Here is a 21262-nt window from a genome sequence, read left to right as displayed (position 1 = left end):
ACAGGAACCTAAACTGATAGTATTTGTAACTTGAAACCATTACAATTTAGTTGAAAAGTGAAGAGAAACCCCCCTATCCCCCTTGAGATACACCCCCCACGGCTTTTGCGGGCTTTAGAGCCCGCATTTTTTTTGCAATTCTCCATAAAGTGGACCGGCGGTTGTTCGAGAGATTTTTACGATAACCGTGTCACCTAAGGAAACATCCTGAGCTGAAAAGATGACTATCTTGTTTCTCATATCTCTACCGTAGTAAAAACCGTCTTTTGTAGTGCCTTCAACGATGATCTGAACACATTGATTGAGGTATCTTTGGTTCAATTTCCTGTTTATCTGTTTTTGAAGTTCAAGCAGTTCGTTGAGCCTTCTTGCCTTTTCTTTTCTGTCCACGTCGTCCTTGAAATACTTGCTGGCAACAGTGCCCTCACGCGGTGAATAAACGGCAAGATTCAACCGCTCAAATTCAACGTTTTTAACGAATTCAACAGTTTCGTTGTGGTCCTGTACAGTTTCTGTGGGAAAGCCGACTATTATATCACTGCTGATGGAAACATCTTCTATTCTGTCGCGGATCTTTTTCACAAGTTCGAGATACTGCTCCTTGGTGTACCGGCGATTCATCAACTTCAAAATGCGGTTGCTGCCAGACTGAACTGGTATGTGAAATGATTTTGCCGCCTTTGGATTTTTTGCAACGGTTTCTATGAGTTCATCACTGATTTCTGTGGGATAAGAGGTCAAAAACCAGATTCTTTTTATCTGTTCAAATTCGCTGGTGCGCTCTATTAGCTCTGCCAGAGTTGTCTGGTTCATCAGGTCTTTGCCGTAAGCGTCTACATTTTGACCCAGAAAGGTTATCTCTTTCACACCATCCTGCACGAGTTTTTCGATCTCATGCAGTATATCTTCCATGGGTCTGCTTTTTTCTCGACCCCTTGTGTACGGAACTATGCAATAGGTACAAAACCTGTTGCAACCATGAATGATCGTCACCCATGCGTGATGTTTTGACGTTCTCAGTCTTGGCACATCTGAATTGATTGAACAAATCGTGTCTTCTAAAAAAACTACTTTCTCACCGCTGATGGCTCTGCTTAAAATATTCGATATCTCACTTATAGACCTTGAGCCGAGCACAAAGTCAGCACCCAAATCTAAAAGTTTTTCTGCTTCAAGATTCGAACCGCATCCAGTTATACCGATAACTTTCAATTTTCCCTGCTTTTTCAGCTTCAAAAGCTGTCCCAATTCCGAGTGGTACTTGTCCTGGGATTTTTGACGAACGACGCAGGTGTTGAGAACAACGACATCTGCTTCGTCTAAGGAATGAACTACATCAAACCCATTTTGCAAAAGGATGCCTGACATTATTTCAGTATCGTTCAGGTTCATCTGACAACCGTATGTTTTGAAAAAAACCTTCATTGTGTTATGAAAAAGGGGACACAGTCCCCTTTTTTCATTCCTCCTCTTCAAGCTCTTCTTCTTCAAAAAGATCTGATATATCCAGCGAATCTTCTTCTTTCAAATCACTTTCAGTTGTTGGCTGTTCGGCGGGTTTCTCGGTGGGTTCTTCAAAGGAGATGCCTTCTTTTCCTTCAAGGTAAGCTTCGGCGATTTTCGAGGTTATCAACTTTATAGATCTTATAGCATCGTCATTTGCTGGTATAACGTAATCCACAGGCTCTGGATCGCAGTTGGTATCAACTATACCTATAACGGGTATGCCCAGAGAATTTGCTTCCTCAACGGCTATTCTCTCTTTTCTGGGATCGATGACGTAAATTATGTCGGCTGGTCTATCCATGCCTTTTAATCCACCAAGGTTTTTTCTCAGTTTCTCAAGGACCTTTCTGAGTCTGCTCTGTTCCTTTTTAGGAAGCTTGGCAAGTTCACCGCTTTCTTCCATTTGTTCGAGCTCAATAAGCTTGTCGATTCTCGGCTTGATCGTTTTGAAATTGGTCAAAAGTCCACCGAGCCAGCGGTTGTTGACATAGAAACATCCACATCTCTGTGCCTCTTCTTTTACCACATGTTGCGCTTGCTTTTTGGTACCGACGAGGATCATCGTTGCTCCTTCACTGGCTTTCGTTCTGACAAATTCACAGGCTTCTTCCACGAGCTTCAGGGTCTTCTGCAGATCGATGATGTAGATACCCTTTCTGGCTCCATAGATATAGGGAGCCATCTTTGGATTCCATCTTCTTGTTCGATGACCAAAATGGACTCCGGCTTCAAGCAGTTGTTTCATGGTAATAACCGGCATCAAAACACCTCCTGATTTGGTTAAATCTTCCGCTCTTCTCATCTCCTTTGCCGACCCGACTTTTTGGGCACCGAGGCTCGGGATCAAAGAGCGTGCTTTTTTAAAAGCGTATATATTATATCCTCTATTGTTAAGTTCTGTGTCAAATCAGTGTAAAAATAAAAATCTGGTATTATCTTTCACGGGAGGTGTACTTTTGCTTCTGATTGGCATAGGTGGAGGAACGGGGTCTGGTAAAACAACAGTTGCCCGAAAGATCATCCAGAGAGTCGGTGCAGATAGGTGCATTCTTCTGCCGATGGATAACTACTACAGGGACATGAGTCATCTTGAATTTGAAGAAAGAAGGAAAATCAACTACGATCATCCCGATGTGATAGAATATGAACTATTAAAAAATCACCTTGAATCGTTACTTGAAGGCAAGTCTGTTGAAATCCCGACGTATGATTTTGCAAATTACATTAGAAAGCCCGAAACACTTCACTTCTCACCTAAGGACGTTGTCATTGTCGAGGGAATCTTTGCTCTGTACTATGACCAAATATACAGGCTTTACGGGTTATCAGTTTATGTTGATGCCGAGAGTGATATAAGGTTCATCCGCAGGCTCAGAAGAGATGTTCGTGAAAGAGGAAGAACTATGGAGTCTGTTATAGAACAGTACCTGCAGACTGTGAAACCAATGCACGACGCATACGTAGAGCCCACAAAAAGGAAGGCAGATATAATAGTACCAAGAGGCGGACATAACGACAAAGCTATCGAAGTGGTTGTGAATTACATTTTCAAAAAACTGGAGTGTTCGGGATGAAAAAGATCACCATCTGTTTTCTTTTGATCTACTGTGCGGCTTTTTCGGCTGGCAAATTCAAATTGATAAGAACATTGTGGGTAGACATAGCCTATGAGCAGGGTCTTGAAAGACATGCTTTGATTCTTTCAGAAAAAGCCGATGAAATATATCAGAAAATCTCCAATGAGTTCGGTTTCACTCTCGATCCAAGACCGACAGTTTATCTGATCGATAAAACAGACATCGCAAATGGATATGCAAATCCATTAAACAACATCATCGTGATATACCCGAATGAAATCGATCCGTACATTTTCATACCAAAATACGATCAGTGGGTGAGCTTTTGTTTTTCACACGAATTAACTCATCTGTTTCTCGCAAATGCTTTTTCACCGTATTTTTCATTCACTTCTATCTTTGGTCATCCAGTTGTAGCGGCAATTCAATCTCTTTTCACTCCGCTTTATTTGCATGAAGGGGTTGCCGTTTATTATGAAACATTTCTGTCCAATTCCGGTCGTGGGAGAGACAGTCTTTTTGAAGAATTCATCCATCAGGCGAAGTACACCGATGTGGGACTGAAATACGCTTCTTCTCTGAACACGCGCAGGTGGCTTCCTGGCGGGGCGGCTTATGTTCAGGGATTCTCATTGTTGAATTCCATAGAGGAAAAGTACGGTCATGAAAAGGTAATGGAACTGGTCAAAAAATTCACTCAGGATCCTTTAGCCGGTTTCTACAGGGCTTTGAAAAATTCTGGGTTGAAAGACGATCTTCAAAACTGGCTTGCCAAACCACCACAGCCACAGGAAATCGGAAAAATATCAGAAGTATTGATGTATCCAAGTAAAATTGACATCAATGCCTGGAGAATATACTACATTGCAAAAAAATACAATTCAGAAGAAGCAATTTATTACTACGATACTTTTACGCACGAGCATGTGAAACTTCTTGATGTGGACAACGTCGTGTCCTTTTCCGTCAACAGGACCAGAATGATAGCGATAGCAAGGTATGTTCAAGATAAGAGCTCAACCACATCTCGATTGTACCTTTACAGCGGTACAGTAAAAGATCTTGGTATTGAGAAAGTTGTTGATCTATCTTGGATGAACGATTTTGAACTTGCCATGATCAGGCAGGATGAATCTGGCAGAAGGTTCATCGACATTTACGATTTGAGGGACAGAAAATTAAAGAGGATTTTTGGACCGGATAGATCAATCATTCCACTTCAGATTACGGCTTTTGATGGAAGAATTGTTTTCACAGCAAAAATAGATGAACAGATAGATCTTTTTGAAATTGATCAAAACAGATCGATGAACAGACTCACCAACGATGGATATGCCAAATTATCTCCAAAACTTTTTTCAGATGAACTCTATTTCTGCGCGGATTATTCTGGCAAGTTCGATCTGTACTCGCTGAATATCAACAGCAAAAAGATTTCAAAGATGAACGTTGAAGGGGCGATCAGTGCTGTTTTTCTCAACGATCTGGTTTACTCGTTCAAAGTCGTCCCGGGCGGTTTTTCCATCTTTGAGCAGCCGGCAAAACCTGAGTTTATGGCAAATTCAAAAACCTGCACCTTCGAATATCTGCCTGCTGAGCCTGTGAAAATACAGGATGCAGAAAGTTATTATGATTCGGTGAAATTGCGATTTGTCCTGCCATTTCCGTATTTATCATTCAATACAGGTCTGGATTACGGTGCCGGCGTTGGTCTGGGATTCTGGGACGATCTCATGGATACGTCCATGATCTTTGGATGTGTCTGGTCCTGGGAAAAATGGATGGCACAGTTCATGATCAAATCGCATTCTGATGCGTCGTTAACTGTTAATTTTAATCAAAAAAACGATGTGTTTACGCTTTCTACCCAGCTCGATGTACCTTTTTATGTGAACAGGGGGTTATTGAATGAGAAATTCGATTTGATTCTGGGGGCAGTTCTGGATCAAAGGATGTTTATAGATCCACAGGTGAGAGTTGTTTATACGCTTGGAAAGGTCGGTGGCAGACTGCATCAAATAACTCTGCCTGACGTGATGATCTGGTCGGACCTTCTACCGAATTTAAGCGCTGGTTTTGCAAAGGCGTTTCTTTTGAAGGATATCGTCTTTCGATTTTACAGTCAGGTGAAGCTCACAGATTTTCAATACGGTGCTGATCTTTTCATACCAGGACCTTCAATCGATTTTGGCACTGTGGACGGCTTTTTCGCAATTGACGGTGTGGATTTCTCACCGGGCTTTCGTGTTAAGATCTATAGCGATGAGATCGGATACGATGCATGGTTTAAAGTAACTGTTAATTCTCATCTGATCTACCAGGTTCCCATTCTGTTTTCTATCACGATGGGTATTAGAGATTCAAAAGGATATCTGAATTTCTCCATAGAAAACGTGCTGAGCTCTCTGCTCAATTGAAAATCACAAGGCGCATGATATAATTTTGAAAAAAGAGGTGATTGTATGAAAGTGGCAATGGTTGCTTATGAAGTGTATCCTTTTGCGAAGGTTGGAGGCCTTGCAGATGTTGTTGGGTCTCTTCCGAAGGTCATAGAAAAACAGGGGGCAAAAGTCACTGTCTTCATGCCATTCCATAAGATTGTGCAGAAAAATTGCTCAAAGATGGGTCTTGTGATAGAACCTGTTGCAAAATCTATTCAGGTTCCAAACCTTCAGACTTCAGAGAAATTCGATCTTTATAAAAGCCGAATGCCCGATTCTAACAGCGTTGTTTACTTCATAGCGAATGACCATTACTTTTGTGCTGAAAATGTGTATGAAGGACCTGACCTGGCAGAGCAATCGATCTTCTTCTCGAATGCATCCTTGGAAGCGATGAAGTACCTATCAGAAACCTTCGATCTGGTTCATGCTCACGACTGGCAGACGGGACTGATACCGGTTTATCTGAGAACGATTTACAGAACCGATCCTTTCTTTTCTAAAACTGCCACCGTTTTTACGATACACAATCTGGGTTATCAGGGCATATTCAACCCAAAGTACATCAAATTCGCCGGACTGCCGAGTTATCTGTTCAACATAGACGGGCTTGAGTTCTACGGACAGATGAACTTTCTCAAAGGCGGAATCCTTTTCAGCGATATCGTCACGACGGTAAGTCCAACTTATGCTCAGGAAATTCAAACTGAGCAGTTTGGTGAAAAGCTCGACGGTGTACTGCGTCTCAAAGCTGAGGATTTATATGGAATACTGAACGGCATAGACTACAACGAATACAATCCAGCGACTGATAAGAGAATATACGCAAATTACGATATTGATAGTATTGATAACAAGAAAATCAACAAAAGAGAACTGCAGAAAGAACTTGGATTACAGGTCAAAGAAGACACAGCACTGATTGGTATGATAAACAGGCTCGTTGACCAAAAGGGACTCGATCTTGTTGAAAAAGTTGCAGATTATGTGATGATGTTCGATGTTCAGCTCATTGTTCTTGGAACAGGTGACAAAAAATATGAAGAATTCTTCACAAACCTTCAAAAGAAATACCCCACAAGGGTTTCAAGCAACATCAAATTCGACATCGACCTTGCGCAGAAAATCTATGCCGCAAGCGATATGTTTTTAATGCCATCGAGGTATGAACCGTGCGGGCTTGGGCAGATGTACAGTTTGAGATATGGTACAGTGCCCGTGGTGAGATACACTGGCGGTCTTGCCGATACTGTGAAGGAATACGATCCAAAAACAAAGGAAGGAAATGGATTTGGCTTTAGAGAGTATGATACAGCACATCTTCTGGAAGCAATTGCAAAGGCTGTGTATTTCTATAAAAATGAGGCAGATCACTGGTCAAAAATAATCAAAAATGCGATGAGTACAGATGTCTCATGGGATAGATCTGCAAGACAGTATATGAGAGTTTATCAGGAAGCGTTGAAAAAGAGAAAATTCTGAGGAGGATTGCTCAATGCCTGAGTTCAGGAAAGATCCCGTTCTGAAACGCTGGGTAATAATAGCCACCGAGAGGGCAAAAAGACCTCACGATTTTGTAAGACCAAAAATAGAGGAAAAGCCAAGCTTTTGTCCATTCGATTATGGGAACGAACACACAACTCCACCTGAGATTCTTGCGTTCAGACCAGCCGATACTGAACCAAACACACCCGGCTGGTGGGTAAGAGTTGTGCCGAACAAATTTGGCGCAGTTAACCCGTCCCTTCAAGCAAAGAGATATGGCGTTGGTATGTTTGATGCGATGGATGGCTTTGGATACCACGAAGTGATTGTCGAAACACCGGATCACAACACGCACATTGCTCTTATGGATTACAGGCAGGTTGAGGAAATCATCTGGGCGTACAAACACAGATATGAAGCAATCGCAAAAGACAAAAGGATTCAATATGTGCTTATCTTCAAAAACCACGGTCGGGATGCAGGTGCTTCTCTGCAACATCCGCACAGCCAGCTCATAGCCATCCCGATAGTACCAAAAAGAGTTCAGGAAGAAATGAACGGATCTGAAGAATACTATTCATACAAAGAGCGGTGTGTCTTCTGCGATATCATAGATCAGGAGATCCAAAGACAGGAAAGAATAGTTGAAGAAAATGATGACTTTGTATCACTTGAACCTTTTGCGGCGCGTTTCCCGTGCGAAACATGGATCATTCCAAAACGACACATGAGCAACTTTGACGCAATAGAGCAAAATCAGGTTAAATCTTTCGCTCAGATTTTGAAAAATACACTCTACAGAATATACAAAGCTCTGGATAATCCACCTTACAATTTCATGCTTCACACATCACCGACCACCGGTGAAGGTAAGAATTACTATCACTGGCATCTGGAAATCGTCCCTCGCCTCACCAACGTGGCTGGATTTGAGTGGGGCTCGGGCTTTTACATAAATCCAATGCCACCCGAAGAGGCGGCAAAATATTTACGTGCAGTTGAAATACCATGAATTTATGGTAAAATCATTTTGTACAACACTTACTCCAAGGAGGATTGGTAGAATGGAGATTTTGAAGGTCAGTTCAAGTTCGAATCCCAACAAAGTGGCGGGGGCTATAGCGGGTGCATTATCAAAAGCAGACAAAGTTGAGATCCAGGCAATTGGTGCAGGTGCTGTTAACCAGGCAGTGAAAGCCATTGCTGTGGCGAGACGATTTCTCAACGAGGGTGGGAAGGATATCTACATGATTCCTGGTTTCATTGAAGCTTTGATCGACAACGAAACAAGGACCGGGATGTCCTTCAAAGTTTTTGTAACACCAAAACAGTCCTGATCGATGGATGATGTCCTGCAGGAGATAGTTAGAGCTTGTCTTGAAGATCAAAGAATACTTGAGATCGTTCAGGCTGTTGCGAAAATGACAGCGCAGGAGAAAGAGCAATTTGAGTCGAGAGTGAAAAGTTATTATCTTAGTAGGACAGATCAGGCAGATTTGCAGGCTTATCAGTTTTATGTATTCATATTGAGTGGATCGAACGCACAAGAGATACTGAAAATTGTTTCATCTAAAGGACTGTGTGTTTAAATGTTTTTGTAATTTGTTCAGAACCATTCTAAATGTGGTATAAATGTTCTGTGCGGGCGTAGCTCAGTGGTAGAGCATCAGCTTCCCAAGCTGAGGGCCGCGGGTTCGAAACCCGTCGCCCGCTCCAGACCTCAACTCGGATACGGGTGAGTCCCTGTCTGGGTTGAAGGATTTTAAAAATGTGGAGGTGCAATCTGTGGATCAAAAAGAGAAACAGCAGATCATTGAACAATTCAGGATCAACGAAAAAGACACAGGCTCGATCGAAGTTCAGGTAGCTATACTGACCGCGAGAATAAGACATCTGACAGAGCACTTGAAAGCTCATCCAAAGGATTTTCATTCAAGGCGCGGTTTGATGAAGATGGTCGGCAGGCGCAGAAAGTTTCTCAAGTATCTCAGGAAGGCAAACCCGGAGTCATACAGGACCTTAATCGAGAAACTCAACCTGAGGAAATAAAAAGTAAAAAAACAAAGAGGGCGGGCATCTGCCCGCTTTTAGTTTCTTGGAAGTAGAGGTGATTTGCTTGAAAACATGGAAACAAGAGATAGCTGGAAGGGAATTTTTCGTCGAACATGGAAGGGTTGCAAAGCAGGCGAATGGAGCTGTCATGGCTCGGATAGGTGAAACAACCGTTCTTGCAACGGCTGTGATGGCTGATTCCGTCACAGAAGGTATTGATTTTGTTCCGCTGACCGTTGAATTTCAGGAGAGATTTTATGCCGCCGGAAAAATACCAGGTGGGTTTGTCAAGCGAGAAGGTAAGCCAAGCGAAATGGCAATCCTGTCCGCAAGAACAATCGATAGACCTATCAGACCGCTGTTTCCAAAAGACCTCAGAAATGAAGTTCAGGTCGTTGTTACTGTAGTCTCGGCAGATACCGTTAACCCACCAGATATAGTAGGTGTTTTTGCCACCTCACTGGCACTCAACATCTCTGATATTCCGTTCAACGGTGTAGTCGCGGCTGTCAGAGTCGGACTTGTCGATGGCGAAGTCGTTTTCTTTCCAGATGAAGAACAGCTTCAAAAGAGTTTGCTCGACATTGTGGTTGCCGGTACAGAAGATGCCATAACGATGGTAGAAGGTGAAGCAAAAGAAGTAAGTGAATCACAGATGGTAGAAGTTCTGTTCAAGGCACATGATGTCATCAAACAGATAATTGAATTTCAAAAGCAAATACTGTCGCAGTTCGATGTCAAAAAGATCAGCTTACAGGAGAAAACTTTACCTGAGCAAATCGCAAATGATTTTGTTTCGTTGATTGACGAAAATGAACTGAGAAACAGACTTCTAACGCAGGGTAAGAAAGCCAGAAGTGCAGCTTTGGATGAATATTACAACATGATCTGCAACAGCCTGAAAGAAAAACACGGTGAAGAAAAAATCGAAGAGCTCTCAGTTCTTTTAAAAGACGCTTACGAGGAAAAACTCAAACACAAAATGAGACGGATCATAGTTGAAGAGGGTATAAGACTTGATTTGAGAAATCCAAAACAGGTGCGACCGATAAGCTGTGAAGTTGGTATACTCCCCAGAGTACATGGTTCTGCGCTTTTCACCAGAGGAGAGACACAGAGTCTTGGGATAGTTACCCTTGGTGCACCGATGGACGAACAGATAATAGATTCTTTACTTGAAGAAGGAACAAAAAGATTCATGCTGCACTACAACTTTCCACCATTCTCAACCGGTGAAGTCAAACCATTGAGAGGTCCAAGCCGTCGGGAAATCGGACATGGATATCTGGCAGAGAGAGCTTTGAAGTTTATCCTTCCAAAAGAGGATGAATTTCCTTACACGGTCAGAATAGTTTCAGAGATTCTCGAGTCAAATGGGTCGTCTTCGATGGCTACAGTTTGCTCTGGCTCGCTCGCACTCATGGATGCAGGAGTGCCGGTTGCCAAACATGTTGCTGGTGTTGCAATGGGTCTGATACTGGAACAAGATGCCCAGATAGTTTTGACGGATATACTCGGAGCTGAAGATCACTGGGGAGATATGGATTTCAAGGTAGCAGGCACAAAGGACGGCATTACAGCATTCCAGATGGACTGCAAGGTCTCTGGTGTATCGCGAGATCTGCTTGAAAGAGCCCTGAATCAGGCAAAAGAGGCAAGGCTTCATGTACTGGAAAAACTTTACCAAGCAATTGACAAGCCAAAGGATACTCTATCTAAATATGCACCTGTGATAAAGGTCGTCGGTGTAGACCCATCAAAGGTCGCCGAGATAATCGGACCCGGTGGGAGAGTAATAAAGACCATCATAAAAGACTACGATGTCAAGATATCTGTCGATGACCTCACCGGAAAGGTGAGCGTGATCGGTGACGATCAGGCGAAAGTTGAAGCTGCGATCAAACAGATCAACAACATCGTGAAAGAAATAACTGTCGGCGAAATCCTCGATGGCAAGGTAACTCGCATCGAACCATTCGGCGCTTTTATAGAAATCGCACCGGGAAAGATTGGATTACTGCATCAGAGCAAGCTTGTCAGAAATCTCAAGACAATCAAGATAGGCGAAATCTTGAAGGTAAAGGTCAGCAGTATTGACAACATGGGCAGATTTCAGCTTGAAGAAGTTTCTACCGATGAAGATCATGTTCGTAAACAGCAAGGTAGATCGTACAAAAAAGATAAGAAAGAAGAGTAATTTGTTTTGATCGATATGTGCCAGCATTCAAAGCTGGCATTTTCATGGAGGTAGATCAGTTTGAAAATAGAAAGAAAACAGATCAATACCAGCACGATCTACTATTTACCTGTGAAAGGTGTCAAGACTTTGTCAATTGCATTTATCGTTCCGGCAGGTTCAGCACATGAACCAGAGGATTTTGCCGGAATCGCACATTTACTGGAACACGTAACCTTTAAAGGCACGAAAAATTATGAAGAATTTGCTCTAAAATACGAGTTAGAAGTTGTAGGAAGCAGCCTGAATGCATTCACGACCAAAGACTTCACGGTTTATTATGCCCGTACACCTTATTCTTATTTTGAAAAAGCCATCGATGTTCTAAGTGAGTTGGTCTTCAGTCCGCTCATTGAAGATCACGCGGTGGAACTTGAAAAATCTGTGGTCATAGAAGAAATAAAGTCTTTCAACGAAGACCATATCAGCAGAGTGCAGGACCTTTTTGCACAGAGTATACTCCAGGAGCCTTACTGCCGACCGGTGATCGGATATGAACAGACCGTTGCAAAAGCCAGTGCACAGGTCCTGAAAGATTTTCATTCCACAAGATACGGTAATCTGAGGATAGTGGCGGTCGGAAAGATAACAAAAAATCTGATCGAGAAACTTGAAAATGTCGTGGTGCGATATGATAAAACTGTAAATGAAGATGATATTCAAATGTCTTTTAAAGAACCTTCACGTGTTTTTGAGCAAAGAAATGATCTGAGTCAGGTACATGCCGTTGCAGGGCTCGCAATTGATTTTGGACTGGAAAGCTCAAAATACCCAGCCTTTCTTGTTCTGAACACTTTGCTTGGAAGCGGTATGAGTTCGATGCTTTTCACCAGAATAAGAGAAAAACTTGGACTTGTTTATGACATAGAGCTGTTGAGTAACATGGGTAAAAACAAGTCTCTGATGGAAATATACGCTTCAACAAGTGTTGAGAAATTCAAAAGATATGTACAGGAGATGAATAAAATCTTTGATGAAGGATCTATTCCCAAGGATTATTTTGAGTACGGCAAGAAAAGGTTGATCGGGAAACTCCAGATGGTTACAGAAAGTGTCTCAGGTATGTTTGGCTATGTTCTGGAACCTTTGCTGGTTAAAACCGAACCGTTTGAACTGGAAGATATACTCAAAAAAGTTGAATCTGTGAAATATAAAGATGTCCAGGAAATGTGGAAAGAAATCTGCTCAAGTAAATGGCACTGGGCTTTGCTAACACCAAAGGAGAGTGAAGATTTAATCAAAATTATATGACTGGACAGATCATCTGGAAAAAAGTTGATTCACTTGTACCCGGAGATATATCTATGGAGACTGTGAGGTTTGCCAGTGATCAGCCTCCTGTAGTTCGTTTGGGACAGCCTCTTACAAAACAAATCATAGAAGAACTCAAAAAGAACGATGTGAAATATCTGTGGATACAGATCTCACCGGTCACTCCGCCGGTTGTGAATCCACAAAAGATAGAAAAATTGAAAGAAGAGATAAAAGATATCTTCCACGGTGCAGCCCAAAAATTACAACTGAACAAAAAGGAAGTGAGTGATCTTTCAAGCCAGATCGTAAACGATATTGTGAAAAACTATTCCGATAAGATATCTTTGATCTTTCTAATTCAGCAAAACGATGAAGAATATACCTATGTTCACGAGGTACACGTTGGAATGATATCTTCACTCATAGGTTTGCAAATTGGAATGAAAATAAACCAGCTTTCACGGCTGGCTTTTTCTGCGATAATTCACGATGTAGGTAAAATCATGGTACCAAAAGAGGTTCTTTATGCACCAAGAAAGTTGACTCAAGAAGAGTTTGAAATGGTTAAAAAGCATGTGGAGTATGGTTTTAGAATATGTGAAAAGTCAGGTATAGATGATGTCAATGTGATAAGTGGTGTTAGAGATCACCATGAAAAGTTAGACGGGACAGGATATCTGAGAGGTTTGACAAAAACTGAATTGACAGTGGAATCTAAAATCATAGCGATCGCAGACATATACGACGCTCTGATTTCAAATCGATCGTACAAAGCTTCCTGGTCACCATACAGGGTTGTTTCAGAATTGATAAAAATGGCATCTTTTGGAAAAATCGATAGAGAATTGGTTCAGGCATTTGTTTCCATAGTAGGTCTTTATCCGGTTGGTACGACAGTTCTTCTCAATTCAGGCGAAAAAGCAGTTGTGGTTGGAAACACAATGGGCCGCGCAACGCAGCCCATTGTGAGATTAGACAGCGGTGAGCAAATTGATCTGGCAGAGGAAAAAGGGTTGATGATCACTCAGGTCTTGGACTGACTGGCTTGTCTGTAATAACTCAGATAGTAAAAGAGCGCAGTAAAGATACCCGGTCCAACTATGTTTCCCAGCGTTGCTCCGATGATATTTTTCCAAAAACCAGCCCAGTTGAGAGTTTGTGGACCATAATTAGAAGCAGCCTTTATGAAAAGTCCGATCGGTATCAGAGCCATGTTTGCTACACTGTGTTCAAAGCCTATTGCGACAAAGGTCATTATCGGGAAAAATATGCCCAGAATCTTACCCTCCACGCTGTCCGCAGCCAATGCGAGTATCACAGCCAGATCAACCAGTATGTTGCAGAGCATGCCCCTGAAGAAGATCGCACTGAAACTGAGGGTGACTTTGGAATTTGCAATAAAGATGGCGGTCTTTCCAAAGTCATTCACGACCTGACCCGAACCCCAGAGGTTCGTCTGAACAAGCATCCAGGCTATCAGAATCGAGCCAATAAATTGAACAAGCAGATTCTACAGGCACCTATAGGTTCAAGTGAAGGATGATGACACAGAACCGGGATTTCTAAACCATTTTGTTTCGCTACATCGTAAATCGTCTGACCTTCTTGAGCCTCGTAAACACGTCCATTTATTGAAACCTTCATGCACACACCTCCCCTAAAATATCGGAGAAAATCCTTGCTCGTACCAGAAATTTTTCATGGCTTCGTCGTACAGATTTCTGAGCATATCTCTGTGTGATTTTTCCCAATCTGATAACTCCAAAAGTGCTTTTTTTAAAGAAGCATCACTGGCATTTTTCGCCGCGTTTTCATAAAAAACGGCAAAATCATGTTCTATCAAGTATGCCATTCTCAAAATTGAAAGATCTGTCATCGACTGAGTATCTCCCCAGGATTCTTCAAATTCTCTGATTTCAAAATTGACTGGTCTGTACGGCACAGCTTCTTTTTGAACGTCTTTTGTTTCCAGTAAGCTGGCGATGTAATCGATATGTGATTGTTCCATCTCAACCAGTTGCTCGAAAAGCTTTTTCAACTGATCATTGTGAACTCGTTCCAGCCTGCTTTTGTAGAACTCTCTACCTTCCACTTCCTGTGCAATGGCATACCTCAGAACGATCTCAGTTTGTTGATCCATGAAAATCACCTCCTTTGAGATTTCTGTTATCTGAATTTATGATTTTTATGTATTTTTTAATGATTCTATCACATATATATTTTATTCCATATCATCTTTCGAAAAACATGTTTTTGAAATTTTCCCGCACCATTTCTGGTAATGGATTGTTCTGCTATTTTTGAGATATTTGAGATATATTATACAGGTAGAGCTCAAAGAGGAGGGTTAAAGATGAGTTTAAAAGAAAAGCTTTCTGAGGATCTCAAACAAGCCATGAAAGCCAAGGACGAAACAAGGGTTCGTACGATAAGATTGCTGATAGCCGCGATCAAAAATTTCGAGGTTGAAAAAATGGCACAGGCAACTGATGGAGATGTGCTGCAGGTTATGTCAAAAGAGGTCAAAAAAAGGCTTGAATCAATTGAAATGTACAGGCAGGCAAAGAGAGAAGATCTTGCAGCCGAAGAAGAAAAAGAGCTTAAGATCATAAAATCCTACATGCCCGAGCAGATGAGCGAAGAACAAATAAGAGATATAGCAAAAAAACTGATAGAGCAGCACAATCTCTCAAGCCCGAAAGATGTTGGAACAGCTATGAAACTCATAATGCCTCAGCTAAAGGGAAAAGCAGATGGTAAACTGGTCAACAGGATAGTTCAGGAATTGCTGGGAGGTTAAGTTCATTGCCAGACACAATTGCTGCGATTTCAACTGCGAAAGGGACAGGTGCCATAGCAGTCATAAGGATGAGCGGTGACGACTCATGGCAGATATGTCAAAAGGTACTCGCCAAGAAGATAAACATTGAACCAAGGAAGGTGTATCACAACTTCATAAAGGATAGCGATGGCATGTTGCTCGACGAAATAACCGTCGTGTTCTACAAAAAACCGCACTCTTACACTGGTGAAGACATGGTCGAGATAATGTGCCACGGCGGTTCGGTCATCAGTCAGGCGGTTCTTGATCTTCTGTTGAACAACGGTGCGAGAATGGCACATCCAGGTGAATTCACAAAAAGGGCATTTTTGAATGGAAAAATTGACTTGACCAAAGCAGAAGCGGTTAGACAGATCATCGAAGCATCTTCAAAAACCTCTGCAAAACTGGTGGCAAACAATCTCTCTGGTAGATTATCCGAAGCTGTGAGAGAATTGAGAGAAGTACTTTTAAATGTCCTTGCAAAGATCGAAGTGGAATTCGATTACCCCGATGAAATTTTCACAGAACAGAGCGTGATACTCGACCAGTTGCAGAAAGCTTCAAATCTTGCAGAAAAATTGCTGGAAAATGCCCAGAATAGATTGGTCTTGTCAAGTGGAATCAAAATTGTGATCGTAGGAAAACCAAATGTAGGCAAATCTTCACTTCTTAACGCACTTGTCAAGGAAGATCGCGCGATCGTCACAGAAGTTCCCGGTACCACAAGGGATTTAATTCAGGTTCCAGTTACAATTGAAGGTGTTTCTTTCACTCTAATCGACACGGCTGGCATAAGAGAGTCGCAGGAAAAGGTGGAAAAAATAGGCATAGAAAGAGCCATAAAGGCGGCGTCAGAAGCTGATTTAATCCTGTTTGTACTGGATGCAACTGTGCCGGTGGATATGGATGATTTGAAAATCTTGGAGCTTATTAGAAACAAAAGATATCTGGTAGTGATAAACAAAATAGACGCAAACGATTTGATCGACAGAGAAGAAATCAAAAAGGTGCTCAAAACAGATGCTCACACTATAACAGTTTCCGCACTTTACAAAGAAGGTATCGAAGAAATCGAAAGGCAAATTATTGAATCTGTATCTGACATAATTAACAACACACAGGGCTACATCACCACTCAAAGGCAGCACGAGTGTCTTTTAAACTGTAAAATCAATATAAACAACGCACTGAGAGATCTCAAAGAAGGGTTTGCGCTAGATCTGATCGCTCAACAAATAAAGGATGCCATAGCAAACTTGGACCTTTTACTCGGAACGAATTATTCCACAGAATTAATCGAGAAAATCTTCAAGGATTTCTGCGTTGGAAAATAAAGAGGGGGCAGGTCCCCCTCTTTGATATTACTTGACTTTCTCTTTGAGTGCTTTGCCGGGTTTGAATTTTGGAACTTTTCTTGCAGGAATTGTGATGGGCTTCTTTGTCTGCGGGTTTACGCCTTTTCTGGATGCGGCTTTTCTGACTTCAAAGCTTCCAAATCCAACGAGTTGAACCTTCTCGCCCTTGGCAAGTGCATCTGTGACTGTTTCAAAGACCATGTCCACGACTTTCTTGACGTCCTTCTTCTTGAGTCCGGCTTTCTTTGTCACTTTGTCGACAAGTTCCTTCTTGTTCATCTGTTATCCCCCTCCTTCTATAGGGTTCCGGGAGATGAGATCTCCCTCTTGCAAGAATAATAACACTTTTGAGAGGGTGATTTCAAGTCCCCCTTGATCAAAGGTGAAAAATCACCGGTTGATGTCAATCAAATAACGATGGAAACTCAAAATATAAAATGAATTAATGAGAAAAACCTCATTTCAAAGTGATTTTGAAAGTAAAAGCTATCTGTTGCCAATTTTCATGGTATTATTGATTGAAAACGCAAATATTTGGGAGGGCTCGTTATGAAAAAGGTATATGTGTTGTTCTTGCTTTTACTTACCATGTGTGTGTTTGCAGTTACGCAATTTGTGCCGGCAAGTTATGATCAACTGATCCTCGCAAAAAACAATTCAGACCACTACTCTATGGCTAAAAAAGTACAGTTGATCGACATCCTGACGAACGGACTTGGCATCGAACCGATGATTCAAGGAATGCTGGCAAGCTCGCTGGTTCAGTATGGTGCAACAATCGATCAGTTAAACGATCTTTTGAGCAAAGACATCCTCGTTGTTCTTTCAGGTCAGGACATGGCTGCGGTCCTTGGTCCGTCAAAATACGCATCCAAACTTGTAAAAGCAATTTCCGGTATTTTTGGCTCAGGAACATATGTTGCACAGAATGGTGATTATCTTTTGATCTCAACAAGCTCTGAACTGCTCGGAAAATGTCAAAAAGGCGGGGGCAAGATACCAGATGAAGTACAAAAACAGTTTTCAGATACCGCTGTATGGGCAGTTGTCTTTTCTCCAAAATTAGTCGTAGAAGATTCGATATTTTCTCTGAATGCAACAGTCAAAGTACTCCAGGATAAGCTGGTTGGCGAGTCGGTGATCTATGCACAGAATGAAAAAGCCATTGCTCTGTTGAAAGACATGAAGCCATCAAAGAATTTTGATATGTACAAAGATCCAAACATCGGTGGGGAAATATTCTTATTTGCCAATGTGTCCAATTTTGCATCTTTGAGTGCCGCGTACAAGGGTTTGAATTTCTCTGACATGCTTTCCAAGATCCCCATTTCCTTAGCCGCAACGGAAACAGAGGTTATAGAAGAGCAGTTCGAACAATTTATGAATCTATCAAATAAGCTGACAGGTCAGATGGCAATTTCAATGAAAATAAGCAATGTACTGGAAAATCTGCTTTCGCCTCAGCAGAGTCAAACAAATCAAAAAGTTGCCAATCCAGTTATTTACGGTGTTACTGGTGGGAACATAAAACTCGAAGAGCTTCAGCAGGCGCTTAAAGGTCAAATAAAAACAGCGAAAGGTACGCGATATCTGGATCTGGATGGAATTTATGTTACCAGCGACAATGGACAGATCAGGTTTTATTCTTCTGTTCCTGCTGAATTTTCAAACCAGAGAGGTTCTTTTGACAAAATCGTGAAATTCTATGATCCACAGAATATGCCCGTATTCATCTGTGTGGATTTCGCTCCAATGTTGGAGAAATTACTTGGCATGAATGTGGATTCAATTTTTGTGCTTACAAGCACGGTGAATGATAAAGCCTTCACAGTAAACTGGTATCTCAAATGAGGAGGTGCAGTGATGACAAAGAAACTGGTTTACTTTTTTGCAAATGGGTCAGCCGAAGGACGCGCCGATATGAAGGACATTCTCGGTGGAAAAGGCGCAAATCTTGCCGAGATGACGAATCTTGGTATACCCGTTCCGCCAGGTTTCACAATCTCTGCTGAAGTGTGCAGGTACTTTTATCAAAACAATCGCACTTATCCTGATGGATTAAAAGAAGAAGTTTCCAGAGCCATGAAAAGACTCGAACAGGTCACTGGAAAAGGCTTTGGAGATCCAGATAAGCCATTGCTTGTGTCCGTGAGATCCGGTGCGGCTATATCGATGCCTGGTATGATGGACACGATTCTCAACCTTGGTTTGAACGACAAAACCGTTGAAGGTCTTGCGAAAATGACCAACAATCCTCGCTTTGCCTACGATGCCTACAGAAGATTCCTTCAGATGTTCGGCGATACTGCCCTTGGTATGCCCAAAAACAAATTCGAAAATGCACTCGAAGAAATGAAAAAGGCAAAAGGAGTCAAACTCGACGTCGAACTCGATGAAAACGATCTGAAAAAACTCGTTCTGATCTACAAAGAAATATATAAAGAGGAAAAGAAAGAATTCCCGCAGGACGTGGAAAAGCAACTCTGGCTTGCCATCGACGCGGTATTTGGAAGCTGGATGAGCGATAGGGCAATCAAATACAGAGAGATAAACAACATAAGAGAAGATCAGATGCTTGGAACAGCGGTCAATATCGTGGCGATGGTCTTTGGAAACATGGGTGATAAATCTGGAACCGGAGTTGCATTTACACGGAATCCCAATACCGGTGAAAATGTGGTTTACGGCGAGTTTTTGCAGAACGCACAGGGTGAGGATGTTGTGGCAGGTATCAGAACTCCCATGCCACTTTCAGAACTCAAGAGGATCATGCCTTCTGTTTACGATGAATTGATAAAGATAATGAAAAAACTGGAAGAACACTACAAAGATATGCAGGATATAGAATTCACAATCGAAGAAGGCAAGCTGTACATGCTTCAAACCAGAAGTGGAAAGAGAACATCCCGCGCGGCTATAAAAATTGCCGTGGACATGGTACACGAAGGACTCATTACAAAGCAAGATGCTGTGATGCGCGTGAAAACAGAAGACGTTGAAAGGGTACTCCATCCACGCTTCGATGAAAAAGCAAGGGCATCCGTCACGGTTATAGCCAAAGGCTTACCTGCTTCTCCCGGTGCCGCAACTGGGAAGGTCATCTTCCATGCTGCAAAAGCTGAAGAGCTTGGACGCTCTGGTGAACAGGTGATCCTGGTGAGACCGGAAACAAGCCCTGAGGACGTCGGTGGTATGGCATTTGCACAGGGAATACTCACATCCAGAGGTGGAATGACCTCTCATGCGGCAGTTGTGGCACGTGGTATGGGTAAACCTGCCGTGGTCGGCGCAGAAACAATAGAAGTTAAGGAAGAAGAAGGATTTCTCAGAGTTAACAAGACGATCGTAAAGGAAGGAGAATGGATCTCAATAGACGGTTCCACCGGTGAGGTACTGCTTGGCAAAGTACCGACGATCAAACCAGTTGGCTTGGAAGGTGAAGTTGCTGAGTTACTACAGTGGGCTAACCAGATCAGAAGACTGGGTGTGAGAGCGAACGCAGACATACCAAGAGATGCCGAAGTGGCAAGGAAATTCGGTGCAGAAGGTATAGGTTTGTGCCGCACTGAGCACATGTTCTTCGAAAAAGACAGAATACCGAAGGTCAGAAGAATGATCGTTGCAAAGACAAAAGAAGAAAGAGAAAAGGCTCTTGCAGAATTGTTGCCACTCCAAAAGGACGATTTCAAAGGTTTGTTCAAAACTATGGCAGGCTATCCGGTTACCATAAGATTGATCGACCCACCACTTCATGAATTTTTGCCACACGATGATGAACAGATTAAAGCCACAGCCAAAGAGCTTGGAATATCCGAAAAAGAACTGAAAGACGTTGTTGAATCTTTAAGCGAACTAAACCCGATGCTCGGTCATAGAGGATGTCGTCTCACGATTACTTATCCGGAAATTGCCGTGATGCAGACAAGAGCGATCATTGGAGCTGCAATTGAATTGAAAAAAGAGTCAAATCTTGATGTCATCCCGGAAATAATGATTCCATTGGTTGGACATGTGAATGAACTCATTTTCCTCAAAAAGATAATCAAAGAAGTAGCAGACCAGATGATAAAAGAATCCGGTGTGAAGATCGATTACAAAATCGGAACCATGATCGAAGTTCCAAGAGCCTGTGTCACAGCCGATGAGATTGCAAAAGAAGCGGAATTCTTCAGCTTTGGTACAAATGATTTGACTCAGATGACTTTTGCTTTCAGCCGAGATGATGTCGGTAAATTCCTGCCAGAGTACCTGCAGAAAGGCATTCTCGAACATGATCCATTCAAGTCCATAGACCAGGTTGGTGTTGGAGCTCTCGTTGAAATGGGTACAAAGAAAGGAAAATCGGTGAGAGCCAACCTCAAGGTCGGAGTCTGCGGTGAGCACGGAGGAGATCCGCGTTCAATTCATTTCTTCCACAAAGCCGGTCTTGACTATGTGAGCTGTTCACCTTACAGAGTACCTGTGGCAAGACTTGCAGCCGCTCAGGCAGCACTTATGGATAAAGCCAAAAAATCAGAGGATTGAACCTTGGG

General features: G+C 42.3%; 20 protein-coding genes and 1 tRNA gene. 15 read left to right on the top strand and 6 right to left on the bottom strand.

The features are described 5' to 3' along the window. Positions 1–114: 114 nt before the first annotated feature. Positions 115–1425 carry a tRNA (N6-isopentenyl adenosine(37)-C2)-methylthiotransferase MiaB gene (miaB, locus tag AC4E92_RS05160; RefSeq protein ID WP_490239534.1) on the bottom strand — a complete coding sequence of 437 codons (1311 nt, stop codon included), beginning with the start codon at positions 1423–1425 and terminating at the stop codon, positions 115–117. A 34-nt stretch (positions 1426–1459) separates the two neighbouring features. After that, positions 1460–2266, bottom strand: coding sequence for a 30S ribosomal protein S2 (gene rpsB, locus AC4E92_RS05155; protein WP_490239521.1), 807 nt, complete (start codon positions 2264–2266; stop codon positions 1460–1462). Positions 2267–2462: 196 nt separating this feature from the next. Between rpsB and udk the strand changes: the two genes are divergently transcribed. From udk to AC4E92_RS05100, 11 genes are all read left to right on the top strand, one after another. Further along, on the top strand, positions 2463–3080 hold the full coding sequence (gene udk, locus AC4E92_RS05150) for a uridine kinase (protein ID WP_490239520.1): 618 nt from the start codon (positions 2463–2465) through the stop codon (positions 3078–3080). Next, entirely contained in the window at positions 3077–5500 is a 2424-nt protein-coding gene (locus tag AC4E92_RS05145) for a TolB-like translocation protein (protein ID WP_490239519.1), read from the top strand. Before udk ends, AC4E92_RS05145 begins: the two co-directional genes overlap by 4 nt. A 45-nt stretch (positions 5501–5545) precedes the next feature. After that, entirely contained in the window at positions 5546–7006 is a 1461-nt protein-coding gene (locus tag AC4E92_RS05140; protein WP_490239518.1) for a glycogen synthase, read from the top strand. A 13-nt stretch (positions 7007–7019) separates the two neighbouring features. Beyond that, the gene (gene galT / locus AC4E92_RS05135) at positions 7020–8021 is read left to right on the top strand and encodes a galactose-1-phosphate uridylyltransferase (protein WP_490239517.1); all 1002 of its coding nucleotides are present in this window, start codon (positions 7020–7022) and stop codon (positions 8019–8021) included. A 52-nt stretch (positions 8022–8073) separates the two neighbouring features. Beyond that, on the top strand, positions 8074–8346 hold the full coding sequence (locus AC4E92_RS05130) for a stage V sporulation protein S (protein WP_490239516.1): 273 nt from the start codon (positions 8074–8076) through the stop codon (positions 8344–8346). 3 nt (positions 8347–8349) lie between these two features. Then, a complete protein-coding gene (locus AC4E92_RS05125; RefSeq protein WP_490239515.1) occupies positions 8350–8598 on the top strand; it encodes a hypothetical protein in 249 nt (82 codons plus the stop codon). A gap of 52 nt (positions 8599–8650) precedes the next feature. Continuing rightward, positions 8651–8725 (top strand) — tRNA-Gly (locus AC4E92_RS05120). A gap of 60 nt (positions 8726–8785) precedes the next feature. Then, positions 8786–9058, top strand: coding sequence for a 30S ribosomal protein S15 (rpsO, locus tag AC4E92_RS05115; protein ID WP_490239533.1), 273 nt, complete (start codon positions 8786–8788; stop codon positions 9056–9058). 67 nt (positions 9059–9125) lie between these two features. Then, positions 9126–11258, top strand: coding sequence for a polyribonucleotide nucleotidyltransferase (locus AC4E92_RS05110; RefSeq protein ID WP_490239514.1), 2133 nt, complete (start codon positions 9126–9128; stop codon positions 11256–11258). Positions 11259–11318: 60 nt separating this feature from the next. Next, positions 11319–12548, top strand: a complete 1230-nt coding sequence (locus AC4E92_RS05105; RefSeq protein ID WP_490239513.1) for a M16 family metallopeptidase — start codon at positions 11319–11321, stop codon at positions 12546–12548. Continuing rightward, positions 12545–13591: an HD-GYP domain-containing protein gene (locus AC4E92_RS05100; RefSeq protein WP_490239512.1), complete on the top strand. Its 1047-nt coding sequence runs from the start codon at positions 12545–12547 to the stop codon at positions 13589–13591. The genes AC4E92_RS05105 and AC4E92_RS05100 overlap by 4 nt, the downstream gene beginning before the upstream one ends. Here the strand turns inward: AC4E92_RS05100 and AC4E92_RS05095 are convergent. Genes AC4E92_RS05095 through AC4E92_RS05085 form a run of 3 tightly spaced genes read right to left on the bottom strand, consistent with a single transcriptional unit; the run spans position 13576 to position 14691 of the window. Beyond that, a complete protein-coding gene (locus AC4E92_RS05095; protein WP_490239511.1) occupies positions 13576–14019 on the bottom strand; it encodes a formate/nitrite transporter family protein in 444 nt (147 codons plus the stop codon). The two genes, AC4E92_RS05100 and AC4E92_RS05095, sit on opposite strands and share 16 nt — an antisense overlap. Positions 14020–14027: 8 nt before the next feature. Further along, a complete protein-coding gene (locus AC4E92_RS05090; RefSeq protein ID WP_490239510.1) occupies positions 14028–14195 on the bottom strand; it encodes a 2Fe-2S iron-sulfur cluster-binding protein in 168 nt (55 codons plus the stop codon). 13 nt (positions 14196–14208) lie between these two features. Then, entirely contained in the window at positions 14209–14691 is a 483-nt protein-coding gene (locus AC4E92_RS05085; protein WP_490239509.1) for a ferritin-like domain-containing protein, read from the bottom strand. Between the two features lie 213 nt (positions 14692–14904). Here AC4E92_RS05085 and AC4E92_RS05080 point away from each other — a divergent pair, with 213 nt between their 5' ends. Both AC4E92_RS05080 and mnmE read left to right on the top strand, forming a co-directional pair. After that, the gene (locus AC4E92_RS05080) at positions 14905–15351 is read left to right on the top strand and encodes a GatB/YqeY domain-containing protein (RefSeq protein WP_490239508.1); all 447 of its coding nucleotides are present in this window, start codon (positions 14905–14907) and stop codon (positions 15349–15351) included. 5 nt (positions 15352–15356) lie between these two features. Then, positions 15357–16709 carry a tRNA uridine-5-carboxymethylaminomethyl(34) synthesis GTPase MnmE gene (gene mnmE / locus AC4E92_RS05075; RefSeq protein ID WP_490239507.1) on the top strand — a complete coding sequence of 451 codons (1353 nt, stop codon included), beginning with the start codon at positions 15357–15359 and terminating at the stop codon, positions 16707–16709. Between the two features lie 27 nt (positions 16710–16736). Here the strand turns inward: mnmE and hup are convergent, their stop codons facing one another. Further along, positions 16737–17009 carry a DNA-binding protein HU gene (gene hup, locus AC4E92_RS05070; protein WP_490239506.1) on the bottom strand — a complete coding sequence of 91 codons (273 nt, stop codon included), beginning with the start codon at positions 17007–17009 and terminating at the stop codon, positions 16737–16739. A 270-nt stretch (positions 17010–17279) separates the two neighbouring features. On the opposite strand from hup, the gene AC4E92_RS05065 reads away from it, so the two are divergent. Both AC4E92_RS05065 and ppdK read left to right on the top strand, forming a co-directional pair. Then, a complete protein-coding gene (locus AC4E92_RS05065) occupies positions 17280–18581 on the top strand; it encodes a hypothetical protein (protein WP_490239505.1) in 1302 nt (433 codons plus the stop codon). 12 nt (positions 18582–18593) lie between these two features. Next, positions 18594–21254: a pyruvate, phosphate dikinase gene (gene ppdK / locus AC4E92_RS05060; RefSeq protein ID WP_490239504.1), complete on the top strand. Its 2661-nt coding sequence runs from the start codon at positions 18594–18596 to the stop codon at positions 21252–21254. Positions 21255–21262 lie beyond the last annotated feature (8 nt).

It is taken from the genome of Pseudothermotoga sp., from assembly GCF_031962025.1.
Taxonomy (GTDB): Bacteria; Thermotogota; Thermotogae; order Thermotogales; family DSM-5069; genus Pseudothermotoga_B.
This window is presented reverse-complemented; position numbering and strand designations above follow the sequence as displayed.